This is a genomic window from Enterococcus ureilyticus, assembly GCF_001730315.1.
In the GTDB taxonomy this organism is placed as follows: Bacteria; Bacillota; Bacilli; order Lactobacillales; family Enterococcaceae; genus Enterococcus_L; species Enterococcus_L ureilyticus.
Genome location: NZ_MIKC01000042.1, coordinates 148,375 through 164,914 on the forward strand (window position 1 = coordinate 148,375; position 16,540 = coordinate 164,914).

Here is a 16,540-nt window from a genome sequence, read left to right on the forward strand (position 1 = left end):
AAAATGAAAAAAAGAATCGGAGCACTACTAGTTTTTGTAACGATTGTTTTATTACTGAGTATCCATTTTGGTAATAAGCAAAAACACAGTGAAGAAACTGTATTTAAAAAAGAAGGCATCGAATTTTGGGTCATCAGTGATCCTCATTATATCGATAAAAGTTTGACAGATTCAGGCTTAGCATTTAAAAAAATCAAACAGACCGCAGCCGGCAAAGAGCTGGAGCATCAAAAAGAAAGCTGGCAGGCATTTATCAATAAAGCAATTGAACAAAAACCAGATATGTTGATCATCACAGGTGACTTAACCCTAAATGGCGAAAAAGTCAGCGCAGAAAAGCTGGCGGAATTCCTTACACAGCTGACGGATCATGGCATCAAAGTATTTGTGATTCCAGGCAATCATGATGTTAATGATGGTTGGGCAAGAAAATTTGTTGGAGAGAAGCAAGAAAAAACAGAAGCCATCTCGACCACTGATTTTAAAGAAATATTTGCCAATTTTGGCTATCAAACAGCAACGAACTATGATAAAAGCTCATTAAGCTATGCAGTAGCAGTCAACCAACAATACAATTTTCTTTTCCTTGATTCAAATATCTATCCAGATAATGGCCAGTCACAAGCTAGCCCAACTACAGGTGGAACGATTCGAGGCAGGACAATGAAATGGGTCAAAGAACAATTGGAAACAGCGAAACAAGAAAAGAAGCAAACACTAGTATTCATGCATCATAATCTTTATCCCCATAATCAATTGTTATCAACGGGATTTGTGCTGAATAATGCTGAAGAATTTAAGCAAGTTTTAGCTGATTATCAAGTACCAATCGTTTTTTCAGGACATATTCACGCTCAAGATATCATGACAGAAACCATCGGTCAGCATGAATTGACGGAAATCGTGTCTAGTTCCTTCTCGATAGCACCACAAGGATATGGTGTTGTGAAGCTAAATGGGCAATCATTTGACTACCAAAAAAAAGAAAATGCCTCTACTGTAGCTGTTTCCCAAATCGAAGATTATTCAGCATATAGTAAAGCATTATTTATTGAAGATGGCGAAAGACTAGGCTATGAACAACTCATTGATGCTGGATTATCTGATAGTAAAAAACTGGATGTGGCAGCCGAATTTGTCGGGCAAGTAAATTATCGCTTCTTCTCAGGCAATGATTTTAGTAGCGACAAACAAGAAGCAGACCTCAAAGTAGAACCAGGCTATCAAATCATTGCCGAGAATAGTCGATTTCTAAAAGAGTATATCGACTCGATCATTCAAGATAAGAATCAGTCGGATAATCAATTTAAAAAGAAATTGACAGATTGATCAAATTCATTTTTTAAGCTTCTCTCATTCAATACGAAAAGGGGGAGGCTTTTTGTCGATAGCTTTTCGCTATCATACCTGCCAAATAACTATTATAAGTTTGCGAGATTGTGTACTATTATAAGAAGATAAAGAAAACGCTCTAAAAAGAGTGGACAAACAAGTAAAGGAGAAAAAAAGATGGAATTGATTTCAGGTGAAAAAGGTTTTGAGTTGGTTCATCAAAGCGGTAATTGGATTTTAAAAAAGGATATTGGTTTTTCCCCAGTCGAAATGTTAGTGGCATCCATTGGCGCATGTGGTGCTTATGTGTACGAAAAAATATTAACAAATTCCCATATTGATTTTACAATTGCCAATGTAGCAATCTCTTATGAAAGAACAGAAATACAAGCAAAACCCTTGAGCAAAGTGGTCATCACCTTCTCTGTTCAAATTTCTGAAGAAGAGCATGGAAAAGCCGAGCGAGCATTGAAACTGATCGGCAAAAATTGTCCAGTCATGCAGTCGCTAGACCCTGCCATCACAGTTGTTGAAGAGGTTGTTTTTATTTAGTGTGGTGACACACTCTTTACAGAAAAGAGGAATACGATGAAAAAGATCATGACCGTCAGTTTTATAGGATTATTACTCGTTTTAACAGGTTGTAACGCAGCGAACAAAACAGAGTCCACTGAGTCAAAAAAAGCCATCGTTCACTTTACAGAACCAGCTGAATTATTGACATTAGATACGACACAAGAAGAAGATTTCACTAGTTTTAATGCCCAAAATCAAGTGCTTGAAGGACTTTATCAATTAAATGAAAAAGACGAAGCAATCCCAGCTGTCGCAAAAGAATTACCTGAAATTAGTGCAGATCAGCTAACCTACACGATTACTTTGAGAGAAGACGCAAAATGGTCAAATGGGGATCTTGTTACAGCAAATGACTTTCTCTATGCTTGGCGGCGTGCCGTGACACCAGAAACAGCACCTTCTTATGCTAGTCTATTTGTGTCATCAATCAAAAATGCCGATGCGGTTTATCAAGGAAAAATGAAACCAGAACAACTTGGAGTAGAAGCACTGGATGATCAAACTTTGGTGATTCATTTGATCAAACCAATCCCGTATTTCACTTCCTTATTAACCTTTGAAACATTTTTCCCAATCAATCAAGCATTTGCGGAAAAACAAGGCAAAGATTACGGTACCTCAAGCACAACAACAATCTACAACGGACCTTTTACGTTAGCTCGCTGGGAGCAAAATTCAGATACTTGGCAATACGTGAAAAACCCTGAATATTGGGATAAACAACATGTGTTAGTGGATGAAATTCAAACAACTGTTGTTAAATCAACCAGTACAGCCGTTAATTTATATCAAACAGACGAACTAGATCGCGTAGTTTTAGACGGAGAATTTTCTAAACAATATAAAAATGATCCCGATTTCCAAAATCAAAATGATACTAAAATGGGGTACTTGCGTTTTAATCAAGGACAAGGGAAATTACTTGAAAATAAACAATTGCGAAAAGCACTTTCTTTAGCTATCGATCGAGAAACGTTTGTAAAAAATGTCTTAGGTGATGGGTCTATTGCCGCTGAGGGATTTGTGCCGCAAAACTTTGTGCAAAATCCTACGACTGGTGAAGATTTCCGTAAAGAAAATGGGGTTCAGCAAAAATTTGATCAAACAACAGCTCAAAAAGCATACGAACAAGCGAAAAAAGAATTAAACAAAGCAGAGATTACCTTGGTTTATTTGACCAAAGATACCGATACGGAGAAAAAAACAGCCGAATACTTAGCCAGTCAAATTGCTGAAGTACTGCCAGAAATTAAATTTGAGATTACAACATTACCTAGTAATAACGTGCAGGAACGGTACTTGTCAGGAGATTATGATATTGCTTTTGGTCAATGGATGCCTGATTTTAAAGATGCCATCACATTTTTAGATATGTTTGCCTCAGATTCTGGATTGAATCATGTAAAATATAAAAATCCGAAATACGATCAATTGATCCAAGCTGCTTCTGAGACTGATGCGGCTAATGAAGAAAAAAGATGGTCAGATCTATTACAGGCAGAAGAAGTCTTGTTAGCAGAAGATTATACGATTGCCCCGATTTACCAACAACAAACTGCATTACTGCAAAAGCCGACAATCACTGGTGTAGTGAAACACAGTTTTGGTTCACCTTATAGTTTTAAATCTATTCAAGTGAAAGAATCAAAATAATTAAGAAGAGGTTGGGACAGGAGTGTTTAATCCCGAGAAATAAGAAGGAATTCACGAAAATTGCTCTTCAAATTTTTGTGAATTTCAGCTTATTTCCGAAGCCTTCAAATCTTAGTGCTTTAGCACTTAGAATTTGATGTGATCGAAGCGAAGCGTAGTGATTGCTTCTGCTCCCACCGTTTATACGGATTCCTTGAGTCTGAGAGATAACTCGTAAAGTTATGTCTCAGACTCTTCTTTTTTTTGTAGAAAATTCATTTTATCACTTGACACATGAATGTTCGTTCATGTATTATGGGTGTATGATATATGAACAGTTATTCATCTGAAAAAAGTACGTGTATCTTTTCAGAAAATAACCTAAAAAAGGAGGATGAATAAAATGGAAACCGCAAAAACTCATGAGCACGATTGTTCTAAAGAAGAAGGACATGATCATGGTCACAGCCACAATCATAGCCATAGTCATGGAGGAAAATCACCAGTTGTTTTATTTTTTACAGGATTAGCGTTTTTTATCGTTGCATTTTTCATCAATGAAGGTTCGCTTTTCCAACAAATTCTGTTTGTCAGTGCTATGCTATTATCCGGCTATCACATTATTTTAGAAGGAATCGTAGATACGATCAACGAATCGAAACAGCAAAGGAAATTTGTACCGAATGTTCATATTTTGATGACCTTAGCGGCGTTTGGTGCCACGATCATTGGAAATTATGAAGAAGGAGCCTTGTTGATCATCATCTTTGCAGCAGCACATTTCCTTGAAGAATATGCTGAAGGACGCAGCAAAAGAGAAATCACTAATCTGCTTAAAATGAATCCAACAGAAGCACGTTTGATCCAAGCTGATGGCAGTTTGAAAACAGTAGACGTTTCAGTATTAAACGTTGGGGATAAGCTACAAGTCTTAAACGGTGACCAAATCGCAACAGATGGTATTATTCTTTCAGGAAGAACTTCTATCGATGAATCGTCTATCAATGGAGAAAGTATTCCTAGAGAAAAAACAGTAGGAGATGAAGTCTTCGGTAGTACCATCAATGGCAGTGGAACTTTTACGATGGAAGTCACAAAAGATAGCAGTGATACTGTGTTTGCCAAAATTCTTCAATTGGTCAATCAGTCCCAATCAAACCTGTCAAAAACAGCCACTAAGATTCAAAAATTAGAACCATATTACGTCACGATCGTCTTGGTCTTAGTCCCAATCTTTATCGCAGTAGGGCCAATGCTCTTTAACTGGTCATGGAACGAAAGTTTTTACCGTGGAATGGTGTTTTTAATTTCCGCATCACCATGTGCATTAGCAGCAAGTGCAGTACCAGCAACGCTATCAGGGATTTCTAATTTAGCTAAACGCGGGGTGTTATTTAAAGGCGGTTCCTATTTGGCTAATCTGGCGACAATCAAGTCAGTCGCTTTCGATAAAACAGGAACCTTAACTAAAGGCAAACCATCTGTCACGGATTTTTATTTCTTGACGGATTCAGCTCCTGAAAAAGAACAAGCATACATCGATCTCATTGTCGCCATGGAAAAAACAGCGAATCACCCATTAGCCAATGCGATTTTAACCAAATTTCATGCAAAAACAGTTCTGGATGTAACTGTGGAAAATGAGATTGGTAAAGGCTTGGTAACAGAATATCAAGGAAATACGTATCAAATCGGTAAACCAGAAATATTTAGTTTAGTCAGCACGCAAATCAATGCTCATAATGAACAATACGCCAAAGAGGGGAAAACAGTTGTTTACTTTGCTGAAAATAACGAAGTTGTAGGCTTGATTGCAATGATGGATGTCCCAAATGAAAACGCGAAATCAGTAATCAGCTATTTAAAATCACAAGGAATTCATACGACTATGATTACAGGAGATGCAGAGTTAACAGGACAAGCAGTAGGATATCAAATTGGAATCGATGAAGTAGTCGGCAATGTTCTGCCAGAAAATAAGGCTGCAATCATCAAGAATCAACAAGCTCGTTTCGGTAGTGTTGCCATGTTAGGTGATGGAGTCAATGATGCACCAGCACTAGTAACAGCAGATATTGGTGTGGCAATGGGAGAGGGCACCGATATCGCTATTGACGTGGCGGATGCGGTATTGATGCAAAATGATCTAACTAAATTCAGCTATGCGTATAAAGTATCCAAACGTCTAGATCGTGTTGTATGGCAAAATATCTTCTTTTCAATGTTTATTGTAGTGTTATTGATCACCTTGAATATTCTTGGGAAAATGGATATTACAATTGGTGTTATTGCACACGAAGGAAGTACATTACTAGTTATTTTAAACGGATTACGTCTGTTGCTGCCATCGAAAGAATAAACAAAAAAAGAAGTGCCTACTGGGCCTTCTTTTTTTCATGTGTTGACAGCCCTTACAATATTTGCTATTCTAAGTATTAAGCAATGGATGTTATTACTTTGGGTAAGCATGCCATGCGGTTTTTGAACATTATTTTATTGGATGTTATCACACAAGTGAGCATGACCTATTTGCACCGTTTTTTAGCGACGGGTAAATGGGATTTTTTTGTAATTGGGGACTTATTATGATCATAAAAAGAGTACTAAATAACAATACCATCATTTCTACTAATAGTAAGGGTGTGGAAGTTCTTTTAATGGGAAAAGGAATCGCTTTTGGTCAGAAAAAAGGCCAAACCGTCGATTTGGAATTAGTTGAAAAGACCTTCCTGTTACGAGATAAAGACACACAAAATAAATTCACAGAATTATTGATTGACGTGCCAATGGACCACATTTTGGTAGCGGAGAAAATAATCAACTTTGGTAAAATTAAGCTAGGGAAAAACCTCAGTGAAACGATTTATGTCAATCTAACCGATCATATTCATTCAGCCGTCGAACGCTATCAAGAAGGGATTATCTTAAAGAATCCTTTACGTTGGGATATTGAACGCTTTTATCCCGATGAATATGTAGTTGGGGAAAAGGCAATCGAGATCGTTCGTAATGAATTGGGCGTGGAATTTGTGATTGATGAAGCGGCCTTCATTGCAATTCATTTCGTGAATGCAGAGCAATCTAAAAGTTTTGACTTGGCTTACGAAATCGCTGAAATCACTAAAAATATCGAAGATATCGTGAAAAAAGAATATAACACAGAATTTGATGAATCTTCGCTCGATTATTATCGTTTTATCACTCACGTAAAATTTTTTGCTCAACGCCTGTTAGTTGGGGAACACTATGAAGATGAAGATTCTGAATTACTTGATACGTTGAGGAAAAAGTATGAATTGGAATATCGTTGTTCAATAAAAATCAGCGACTATGTCCAGACGACCTTTGAGTACGATTTAAGTTCCACTGAATTAGTTTATTTAACAGCGCACATCAGAAGAATAACGAAAAATTTATAGACAAATAGGATTGTTATCCATTAGGAGCATGACCTAAAATAGTACGCATAACAGCGGCTATTTTAGGTTTTTTTCATGTAGAAAGGAAGAGCAAAATGAACTATAAAGAATCAGCAAAACAAATACTGGATTTAGTTGGAGGAGAGGCTAATATTCAATCCGTCACTCATTGTATGACACGTTTACGCTTTGTTTTACGCAACGAAAGTTTAGTAGAAGATACTCGTGTCAAAGAGGTTCCAGGCGTAATGGGCGTTATGAGAAAAGGGGGGCAATATCAGGTTATTATAGGGAATGATGTGGCCTCTTATTATAAAGAATTAGCTAAATTAGGTCATTTTAGCAACCAATCTTCAACTGACGATACAGGAACAAAGAAGAATCTGTTTGAAGCTTTCGTGGATGTGATTTCAGGCTGTATGTCACCTTTGATTCCTGCAATGTTAGGTGGTGGTATGATCAAGGTATTGTTGATTTTACTACCGTTGATGGGCATTTTAGACGACAGCAGTCAGACGTTTGCGATCCTATCATTTTTTGGGGATGCGCCATTTTACTTTATGCCGATGATGCTGGCCTTTACTGCTGCACAGAAATTTAACGTTACACCAATGCTGGCCGTCACCGTTGGTGGAATCATGTTGCATCCAAATTTTGTAGAAATGGTCAATGCTGGTGATCCAGTCCATTTTCTAGGATTACCTGTTACTTTAGCATCATATGGTTCCTCAGTGATCCCTATTTTGATCATGGTTTGGTTAATGAAATATATTGAAGGTTTCTTTGACAAAATTATTCCAAATGTCATCAAAAGCTTCACTAAACCGTTGCTTATTTTATTGATTTCAGGACTAGTAGCTTTAATCGTGGTGGGACCTTTAGGAACCTTTGCAGGACAATTATTATCTTCTGCTATTATTTGGATTCAAGGGAAAGCTGGTTGGTTAGCGTTAGGATTGATGGCAGCGTTTATGCCGCTGATTGTCATGACAGGGATGCACTGGGCATTTGCACCGATTTTCCTAATTGCTTCACCAGCCACACCTGATATTTTGATCCTACCTGCAATGTTGGCCGCAAACTTAGCTCAAGGAGCAGCAGCATTAGCAGTTTCAGCTAAAACAAAAGATAAAAATTTAAAACAAGTAGCTGCCGCTTCCGGAATTTCAGCATTATTAGCAGGGGTGACAGAACCCGCCCTATATGGTATTACATTGAAATATAAAAAACCATTGTATGCCGCGATGATTTCAGGAGCAGTCTGTGGTGTATACATGGGAATCACAGGGTTAGAATCATATGCGTTTGCTGTACCATCGCTTGTTTCATTACCTCAATTTATTGGTGGGCAAGGAAATGGAAATATTATCAATGCGATTGTTGTAGCAGTGATATCTATTGTGTTGACATTTATTTTAACTTGGGTTTTCGGTATTGATGAAGTGGACAAAAATGAAACAGAACAGCATATTGAAATTTCAGAGGCAGTTGAAACTGGCAGTAATGATCCTAAAAAAATCTATGCCCCGATGAAAGGGCAAGTAATACCATTAGAACAAGTAAAAGACGATGCTTTTTCAGGGAAAATGATGGGAGAAGGTCTTGCGATTATTCCCGAAGAAGACACGATAAAAGCACCTTTTGACGGAGAAGTAACGGCCCTTTTTCCTACAAAACATGCTATTGGTTTAACAAGTGACTCAGGAATCGAACTATTGATCCATGTAGGGATCGATACTGTAGAATTAGCGGGACAATATTTTACAGCGTTTGTTGAAACGGGAGACAAAATCAAAAAAGGACAAAAATTACTATCGGTCGATTTTGCGCAGATAAAAACTGCAGGATATGATACCACAACCCCGATTGTAGTAACGAATTCAGAAGCATTTATTGATGTTGTTGCAAAAGAAGGAACTGAAACAGAAAGTCAAGAGACTATTTTATATATTGTTTAAAAAAACAAAAGGAGGAGCGAACATGTTAACATTTCCAAAAGATTTTTTATGGGGTGGCGCAATTGCTGCCAATCAGTGTGAAGGAGCTTATAATGAAGATGGTAAGGGCTTAAGTGTGGAAGATGTTGCACCCCATGGCTGGAAAGGTGAACCTACAGCAGAACCAACTTCAGATAATATGAAACTGGTCGGGATTGATTTTTATCATCGTTATAAAGAAGACATCAAGTTATTTGCAGAAATGGGGTTTAAAGTATTTCGATTATCCATCGCTTGGTCCCGAATTTTTCCTCAAGGAGATGAGACGCAACCCAATGAAAAAGGGTTAGAATTTTATGATAAAGTGTTTGATGAATGCCATAAATATGGAATGGAGCCGCTTGTTACGTTATCACATTATGAAACGCCACTCCATTTATCAAAAACATATGATGGTTGGCGTGATCGTAAAATGATTGGCTTCTTTGAACACTACGCTAAAACTGTTTTCACTCGTTATAAAGGGAAAGTGAAGTATTGGCTGACATTTAATGAGATCAATTCAATTACACACGCACCATTTCTAAGTGGAGGCATTTATACACCAAAAGAAAAACTATCCCAACAAGATTTATATCAAGCCATTCATCATGAACTAGTTGCCAGCGCTAAAGCTGTTAAAGCTTGTCATGAAATCCTTCCGGAAGCGAGAATCGGTTGTATGATTTTAGGGATGCCTGTTTATCCACTGACACCAGCACCAGCGGATGTTTTGGCTGCATTGCAGACAGAAAGAGAAAACTTTTTCTTTTCTGATATACAGGTAAGGGGAACGTATCCAGCCTATACCAAACGTTTTTTCAAGGATAATGATATTCAGCTCAAGATAACAGAACAAGATAAATTAGACTTGCTTGAAACGGTGGATTTCATTTCGTTCAGTTATTACATGAGTACCTGTGAATCTTCAGATCCTACTTTAGAGACTGGAGAAGGTAATATTTTAGGCGGCGTGCCAAATCCTTATTTAAAAGCAAGCGATTGGGGCTGGCAGATCGATCCAGAAGGGTTGAGATATTATTTAAACATTTTGTATGATCGTTATCAAAAACCTGTCTTTATTGTTGAAAATGGTTTTGGTGCAGTCGATGAATTGATTGAACTCGAAGACGGTACAAAGACTGTGATCGATGATTACCGTATTGACTATTTGAAGAATCATCTAGTTCAAGTAGCTGAGGCTATTGAAGACGGTGTAGAAATTATGGGTTATACTTCATGGGGCTGTATTGATTTAGTCAGCTTTACCACGGCTGAATTAAAAAAACGCTACGGATTTATTTACGTTGACCGCAATGATGACGGAACAGGGACTTTAGAACGGTATAAAAAGAAAAGCTTTAAATGGTATCAAGAGGTGATTACAACGAATGGTCGCTGTCTCTTAAATGACAATAGTTGCTTATAGTGGATCAATCTAGAAAATAGCTTCATAAGTCATGAAAAAAATGAGTAATTTGTGTGAAATAATCATGAAGGCTGAGAAAAATCTTTTAATACTACTAATTAATTATAATTAAATTAATAACAAATAAATTAATTTGTTTAATTTGGGAAAAATGATAATTATTTATGTTGAAATGAAGTAGGTTCTTATTTTATTAGAGCCTACTTCTTTTTTTAGTATTAAATATGAGCGTTAAAATAAAATAAAGACATAAATAATATGAATAAAGCTCGGTATCTTGAGTTGTGTAAAACAGAAGTTATCTTTTTTGTAAGTGGTAGATAGTAAATTCACTTTGATATCAAAATTACAAAAAAATGAATTTTTTCATTAATATTAATAATAAAAAAACATGTATTTAATTTATTGTAAGAGTATTTTTTTGGAAACTAAAAATGAGCGTCCTTTTAGTTTCGTAAAATTAGGAATAAACCGCTAATTCAGTTTGTTTGTTTAGGGTTTATCTGATAGAATAGAACAAGGTAGGCGTGTTTTTGGATGTTTTTCAGTAAGTTTTTTATTGAACAAATAGTAGTTGAATAATAAGGAACCTGATTAGCCGAGTGAGCTAGGTCAAACTACTACTGAAAAACATATACCTAAAGTGAAGTTGGTTATTTTTACAAATCAAAAATACTACACTTGTCACTATAGTTACATATATCGACAAATCACATAATTTACTTAGTATTAAAATCAGTATGTTAAAAATAATCAAAAAAAGAGACAGTCCCATTTTTGTAGAAGGAAGTGAGCATATGCTAAAAATTTTTGGCAAAGGCAAAGGTAAAAAAAGAAAAAAATATGAAGATTACGATGATGAATATGATGAATATGATGACGATGATTATGAAGATTACGATGATGATGAGTATGATGACGACGAAGACTACGACGACGATGAATATGATGACGACGAAGACTACGACGATGACGATGAATATGATGACGACGATGATGATGAATATGATGACGACGAAGACTACGACGATGATGATGAATATGATGACGACGAAGATTATGACGAAGATTATGACGAAGATGACGACGAAGACTACGATGATGATGAAGAGGAACGTTCGTTATTTTCTCGTAGGAAGAAAAAACCAACTCCAGCACCTACTAAAAAACCTAAACCAAAGAAAAAACGACCACCAATCCATGAAGTTATCGATGATGATGAATTAGAAGAGCTTCAAGAAGAAAACGCACAACTTCAAAGTGAAATTCGTGAGTTGAAAGCTGAATTGCGTAAGAGTAAAAGAGAAAGCTCTCAATTACAAAACGAGGTAGAAGCCCTACGTGAGTCAAACGAATCATTAGAAAATGAGTTGGCCATGGTTCAAGCTGTGCCAAAAGATTACGATGCACGAATGGCCGAACTGGAACAAGTAAAAAGCAAGTACAACAGCCTATTACGAGACAGCAACCGTCAGATGGACGAAACTGATTTAAACCGTAAAAAAGCAGAACGTTTTGCCAATAAAATCAGACAGTACGAACAAGAGCTATTGGCTAAGCAAGAAGAAATCGATAAATTGACAGAAGATCGTATCGTGATCATGGCATCAGATACTCCTACGGATACAGGAGCTTATGAAGAATTAGCGAAGGTTCGTCAAGAATTAGAAACAACAAAACGTCAATTAGCCCAAAAAACAATCGATGTCGATCAGCAATTATCTAAAGAAGATATCGGTGAAGTGTTGCTTGAGGCCAAGAGACAAGCTAAAGAAATTATCAGCCAAGCTAATCAACGTGCACAAATTATTAATGAAGAAACAAAGAAAAAAGCAGGCGTCTTAAAACGCTTAGAGCGTGCGGAACAAGAATACCAAAACTATTACAAACGTATCAAAGACGTGAAGGAAGAATCAGAACAAGCCTTCAACCAAATCATCAATTTGGTGAAAGAAGATCCTGATCAATAAGAAAGAGAGGACACAGAATGAAAAAAAGAAATCTAAACAGTAAGAAATTACGATTATTGAGTGTAGGGTTACTTACTTCAAGTGCTGTCCTTTCTGTTACCGATGTTCAACCGATTGTTGCCAAAGAAGTCGACGATACAGTAACTTCAGGCTCCGAAGAACAAGAGAGTGTAGCCATTTTATCTTCAACTAAAGAACATGAAACAACAGAAAGCACAATAGAAGGAATTGAAACGAGTTCCTCTACAGATACTAGTACAACCTCGTCAACAACAGATTCAACAGCTGAAACAAGTAGTGAATCAACGAGCTCAACAGAAGATACTAGTTCTACACACGAGACAACAGATTCAACCAGTACATCTGAGACATCATCATCAACTAGTTCTACAACAAGCAGTAGTACGACAAGTAGTAGCACAAGTTCAACAACACCGGCAAAACCAAAGCCGAAACCAAATAAACCAGCACCAAAACCAAGTAAGCCAGCACCAAAACCAAATAGACCTTCAGTCCAAGGTCCAAGCTATCAGCCAAATACACCTGCTCCATCGTCAAACAGACCAAATACTGGAACAACGACAGGTGGCAATACTGCTGGTAGTTCAGCTGGGTCTGATCAAGTGTTTCATATCAGTCCGAACTTGACAACAAAAAGCTTTGTCAAAGTGATTGGTGAAGATGCCCGCACAATTGCAGGTGAGAACAATTTATATGCATCAGTAATGATTGCTCAGGCAATTTTAGAAAGTGCTTCTGGCAATAGCGCACTGGCTTCTGCACCAAATTATAACCTATTTGGAATCAAAGGAAGCTATGAAGGGGCAAGTGCAAACTTTCTAACAAGTGAAGACAATGGTTCTGGTGGTATGTTTACGATTCGTTCTAATTTTAGAAAGTATCCTTCTTACAAAGAATCGCTAGGCGATTACGTGAAGCTACTTAAAGGTGGTACAGATTCTAGCAGTGCATTTTATAGTGGTACCTGGAAAAATAAAACGACCTCTTATAAAGATGCGACGAAGTTTCTAACTGGACGTTATGCAACGGATACTAGCTATAATTCTAAATTAAATGGTTTGATCGATGCGTATGATTTAACACAGTATGATACGCTGAAAGATAAAAAGAATAGTAAAAAAGCGAAGAAAATCACGTTGAACACCTCTTTTGATAAATTAGAGAAAAAAGACGATGACAAAGATCAAAAAATTGAGTACCTTACTCACGTTGTGAAAAAAGGTGAATCACTTAAATCAATCAGTGAACTTTATAATATTTCCACATTAGCTATTTTGGAAAAGAATCAATTAGATCGACGGATGCTCTTTATCGGTCAAAAACTGAGCGTGCCAAAACAAGAAGATCCAAGCACTGTTGTAATGAAAGAAGACGCAGTAGATCGTTCATTAGAAATGGTTCAAAATCTATCTAACGCTTTCACAAATCAAGGGACGACTCAAACAACAGCTAAAAAAGAAGCCAAGACCGCTTCCTCAGCTAAAAAAGAAACTAAAACAACTTCTTCAACTAAGAAAGATACAAAAACAACAAGTACCAGTGAAACAACAACTAAAAAAGATACAAAAGATTATCAAGTAAGTGCAACGCGCAAGAAGACAAAAGAAACATATGAAGTGAAAAAAGGAGATACTTTAGCGAGTATTTCTAAAAAAACTGGTATTTCTGTTTGGTCGTTAAAAGAGTGGAACGATCTAGAACAGTACTTCTTAACAGAGGGACAACAGCTTATTTTAACCCCAGTACATGATCTTCAATCATAAAAAGAAAGGAGAACGGTTTAATGAATGATTATTTCGATGTTTTTTTTCATCAACAAGCAATCCCATTCACTTTAGGGACCGTTCTCTACCAAAAAAACAGCACAGAAGAAATCATTGAAGCGTGCGAAACACTCTATGAACGCTCAACAGGAGAATTTCTCACTTTTCGGGAAAATGATGAACTTTCTCGAAAAGTAATTTCTTCGCCCATTAAAAAGCATGTAGAAATTCAGTTTTTTCAAGCGCAATTAAATTGGGATGTTTTATTGGAAGAACTAGAAGAACTCTTCTCGCAATTTATTTGGACGAGAATCATCGAAGAAGTCGATGGCGCTTTTAGTACATATTTCTGTGAGTTCGTTCCAGTCTCACTAAACTCAGAAGACGAACCAGTACAATTTGTTGTTTCAACTAGTTTAGAGCAGATGGGGTATTCAAAAAATCAATCTGTCAGCAGTATCCTAGAAGCAAAACTTCTTTCTAGCTTTCAAGAGGAAGAGGATGTCTCTTTAGCAGGTGAAACACTTAGCTTTCCAGTAGAAGTATCTGTAGAGGAAAATGATGAAGAGATACCGGACTTTGATCATTCGTTTTTGGAGGCTGAGGAGTTAGAAACCGAAACCGAAACTGAAACCGACATTGAGATCGAACCTAAAAAAGCAGCTGACACAACAGCTATTGCTCGTTCAGAGGAAAATGAAGTTCTTTTCCTCAAAGAAAGTCTAAAACGAGAAAAAGCGTCAAAGGAACGTGTGCGGGTAGCAAAAGAAAAATTGGAGTACGAGCTGCTCGCCATAGAAAACAGCTTACTCGTTAGTGGCTTAAAACGATTTAAGAAGCATCAAAAAAGTACAATAGATGAAGAAGACTGGTATAAACCTGTTCGAATTGATTTGATTCAGTATGATGATCTGTATAAAAAGGCAAAATTTATTGAGCAATCTTGGCGTTTAAATCGTCAATTAGTCACAACTACTGAGCGAATGACCGTGACGAAAGATCAATGGGTCTATGAACGAGCACGGATTGAAAAAATCAAGAACAGTGTATCTGAAATGGATTTACAATCGATGATGGAGCAATGCCATTTGATTAATGAGCGAGTAAAAATTCGTCCTGGGTTCTTATTTTTTAAACCCAGAGTAAAATTATATCAAATCGATTATGAACAATTAGAGAAAATCAGTGCTTTCTTTGACATTATTCAAACGGAGAATAGATTATTAGAATCAGTAATTGAACAAAAAGATTTAAATGTATAGTCAAAAGCATAAAAGCAGAATCCTAGTCAATTATGGATTCTGTTTTTTTGCTCTATTTTGATTGAAAATGACGTGTATTTACTTAATCGGTTTATAAAAATGGGCCAAACTTACTGAAAAAAGTGCTCGAATTGATAGCAATTCAGACAAATATCTTGTAATATTTCTAGAATTTTGTAATATGACAACCGTTATCGAATCGAAAAAAAATAAATTTCAGAAAAAATCATGAATTTTTCCATTTCTAAAATCAACTACAAATCAAGTGCGAACAAGTGTTTTTCTGCTCTGATTTTACAAGCTGTTACGCAACGAAAACACTCGTAACGAATTGTCACTAGATCTTCACCTATGAAATATTTTTAGATGTTAAAGTATGCAAAGTCGATAAACAAACGACAAAAATATTTTTTACAAAGGAGAAACAACATGAAATCACTTAAAACGATTTTATTCGCAACAACTTTGACTGCAGGATTTGGAATTTTTATGGGAACGACTGACGCGCATGCCGATAGCTTATATACAGTAAAAACTGGAGATACATTATCTACTATCTCTCATCAGTTTAGTGGAGACAATAGCTTGATTGATTTGATTGCTAAGGATAATAACATTTCGAATGTAAATATGATCTTTGAGGGCGAACAATTAACGATTCGTACCGCTGATGAGACAACTCAAGCACCGACTCAGCAAACCCCAGTAGCGGAACCTGTACAAGAAGTACAAGAACAATCAGCTCCTGTTGCTCAAGAAGTAGCGCCAACTGCAACAGCTACAACTTCTTCTGCAAAAGAATGGATCGCGCAAAAAGAATCTAGCGGTTCATATAATGCGACAAATGGCAAATATATCGGGAGATATCAATTAGATGCTTCTTATCTAAATGGTGATTACTCTGAGGCCAATCAAGAGCGCGTAGCAGATAGTTATGTAGCAGGACGTTATGGTTCATGGGAAGCTGCACAAGCCTTTTGGTTAGCAAATGGTTGGTATTAAGAAAAAGTAGACTATTCTAAGAAGTAGCCATTTATTGGGGCTCTTTGTCAACTAATGTTGGTGAAGAAAATCTAAAGAATTAAATCGATTAATATGATTCCTAGAGGAAATTTCCTCTAGGTTTTTCTATTTTCTTGAAAAAGAATAGTGCCAAAACA

The 16,540-nt window shown here is 36.6% G+C and carries 12 protein-coding genes; all 12 read left to right on the forward strand.

Annotated features, from left to right (window positions below; all coding sequences use genetic code 11):
• Positions 1-3: 3 nt before the first annotated feature.
• The 12 genes from BCR24_RS16260 to apf all read left to right on the forward strand — a co-directional run bounded on the left by BCR24_RS16260 (position 4) and on the right by apf (position 16,382).
• On the forward strand, positions 4-1,329 hold the full coding sequence (locus tag BCR24_RS16260) for a metallophosphoesterase (RefSeq protein ID WP_069641549.1): 1,326 nt from the start codon (positions 4-6) through the stop codon (positions 1,327-1,329).
• Between the two features lie 180 nt (positions 1,330-1,509).
• Positions 1,510-1,884: an OsmC family protein gene (locus BCR24_RS16265; protein WP_069641550.1), complete on the forward strand. Its 375-nt coding sequence runs from the start codon at positions 1,510-1,512 to the stop codon at positions 1,882-1,884.
• 36 nt (positions 1,885-1,920) lie between these two features.
• A complete protein-coding gene (locus BCR24_RS16270) occupies positions 1,921-3,561 on the forward strand; it encodes a peptide ABC transporter substrate-binding protein (RefSeq protein ID WP_069641551.1) in 1,641 nt (546 codons plus the stop codon).
• Positions 3,562-3,943: 382 nt separating this feature from the next.
• Positions 3,944-5,899, forward strand: coding sequence for a heavy metal translocating P-type ATPase (locus BCR24_RS16275; protein ID WP_069641552.1), 1,956 nt, complete (start codon positions 3,944-3,946; stop codon positions 5,897-5,899).
• 98 nt (positions 5,900-5,997) lie between these two features.
• A complete protein-coding gene (locus BCR24_RS17330; RefSeq protein WP_275579436.1) occupies positions 5,998-6,129 on the forward strand; it encodes a hypothetical protein in 132 nt (43 codons plus the stop codon).
• Positions 6,126-6,959: a BglG family transcription antiterminator LicT gene (gene licT, locus BCR24_RS16280; protein ID WP_069641553.1), complete on the forward strand. Its 834-nt coding sequence runs from the start codon at positions 6,126-6,128 to the stop codon at positions 6,957-6,959. The genes BCR24_RS17330 and licT overlap by 4 nt, the downstream gene beginning before the upstream one ends.
• 95 nt (positions 6,960-7,054) lie before the next feature.
• Positions 7,055-8,917, forward strand: a complete 1,863-nt coding sequence (locus BCR24_RS16285; RefSeq protein WP_069641554.1) for a beta-glucoside-specific PTS transporter subunit IIABC — start codon at positions 7,055-7,057, stop codon at positions 8,915-8,917.
• A 22-nt stretch (positions 8,918-8,939) separates the two neighbouring features.
• Positions 8,940-10,364: a glycoside hydrolase family 1 protein gene (locus BCR24_RS16290; RefSeq protein ID WP_069641555.1), complete on the forward strand. Its 1,425-nt coding sequence runs from the start codon at positions 8,940-8,942 to the stop codon at positions 10,362-10,364.
• 797 nt (positions 10,365-11,161) lie between these two features.
• Positions 11,162-12,334, forward strand: a complete 1,173-nt coding sequence (locus BCR24_RS16295; protein WP_069641556.1) for a coiled-coil domain-containing protein — start codon at positions 11,162-11,164, stop codon at positions 12,332-12,334.
• Between the two features lie 17 nt (positions 12,335-12,351).
• Entirely contained in the window at positions 12,352-14,118 is a 1,767-nt protein-coding gene (locus BCR24_RS16300; protein WP_069641557.1) for a glucosaminidase domain-containing protein, read from the forward strand.
• A gap of 20 nt (positions 14,119-14,138) precedes the next feature.
• On the forward strand, positions 14,139-15,380 hold the full coding sequence (locus BCR24_RS16305; protein WP_069641558.1) for a hypothetical protein: 1,242 nt from the start codon (positions 14,139-14,141) through the stop codon (positions 15,378-15,380).
• Positions 15,381-15,809: 429 nt separating this feature from the next.
• The gene (gene apf, locus BCR24_RS16310) at positions 15,810-16,382 is read left to right on the forward strand and encodes an aggregation-promoting factor (protein ID WP_069641559.1); all 573 of its coding nucleotides are present in this window, start codon (positions 15,810-15,812) and stop codon (positions 16,380-16,382) included.
• Positions 16,383-16,540: the final 158 nt, after the last annotated feature.

Coding starts and splice junctions, on each gene's coding strand:
- BCR24_RS16260 (WP_069641549.1), top strand. CDS start 4: ATGAAAAAAAGAATCGGAGCACTACTAGTTTTTGTAACGATTGTTTTA.
- BCR24_RS16265 (WP_069641550.1), top strand. CDS start 1,510: ATGGAATTGATTTCAGGTGAAAAAGGTTTTGAGTTGGTTCATCAAAGC.
- BCR24_RS16270 (WP_069641551.1), top strand. CDS start 1,921: ATGAAAAAGATCATGACCGTCAGTTTTATAGGATTATTACTCGTTTTA.
- BCR24_RS16275 (WP_069641552.1), top strand. CDS start 3,944: ATGGAAACCGCAAAAACTCATGAGCACGATTGTTCTAAAGAAGAAGGA.
- licT (WP_069641553.1), top strand. CDS start 6,126: ATGATCATAAAAAGAGTACTAAATAACAATACCATCATTTCTACTAAT.
- BCR24_RS16285 (WP_069641554.1), top strand. CDS start 7,055: ATGAACTATAAAGAATCAGCAAAACAAATACTGGATTTAGTTGGAGGA.
- BCR24_RS16290 (WP_069641555.1), top strand. CDS start 8,940: ATGTTAACATTTCCAAAAGATTTTTTATGGGGTGGCGCAATTGCTGCC.
- BCR24_RS16295 (WP_069641556.1), top strand. CDS start 11,162: ATGCTAAAAATTTTTGGCAAAGGCAAAGGTAAAAAAAGAAAAAAATAT.
- BCR24_RS16300 (WP_069641557.1), top strand. CDS start 12,352: ATGAAAAAAAGAAATCTAAACAGTAAGAAATTACGATTATTGAGTGTA.
- BCR24_RS16305 (WP_069641558.1), top strand. CDS start 14,139: ATGAATGATTATTTCGATGTTTTTTTTCATCAACAAGCAATCCCATTC.
- apf (WP_069641559.1), top strand. CDS start 15,810: ATGAAATCACTTAAAACGATTTTATTCGCAACAACTTTGACTGCAGGA.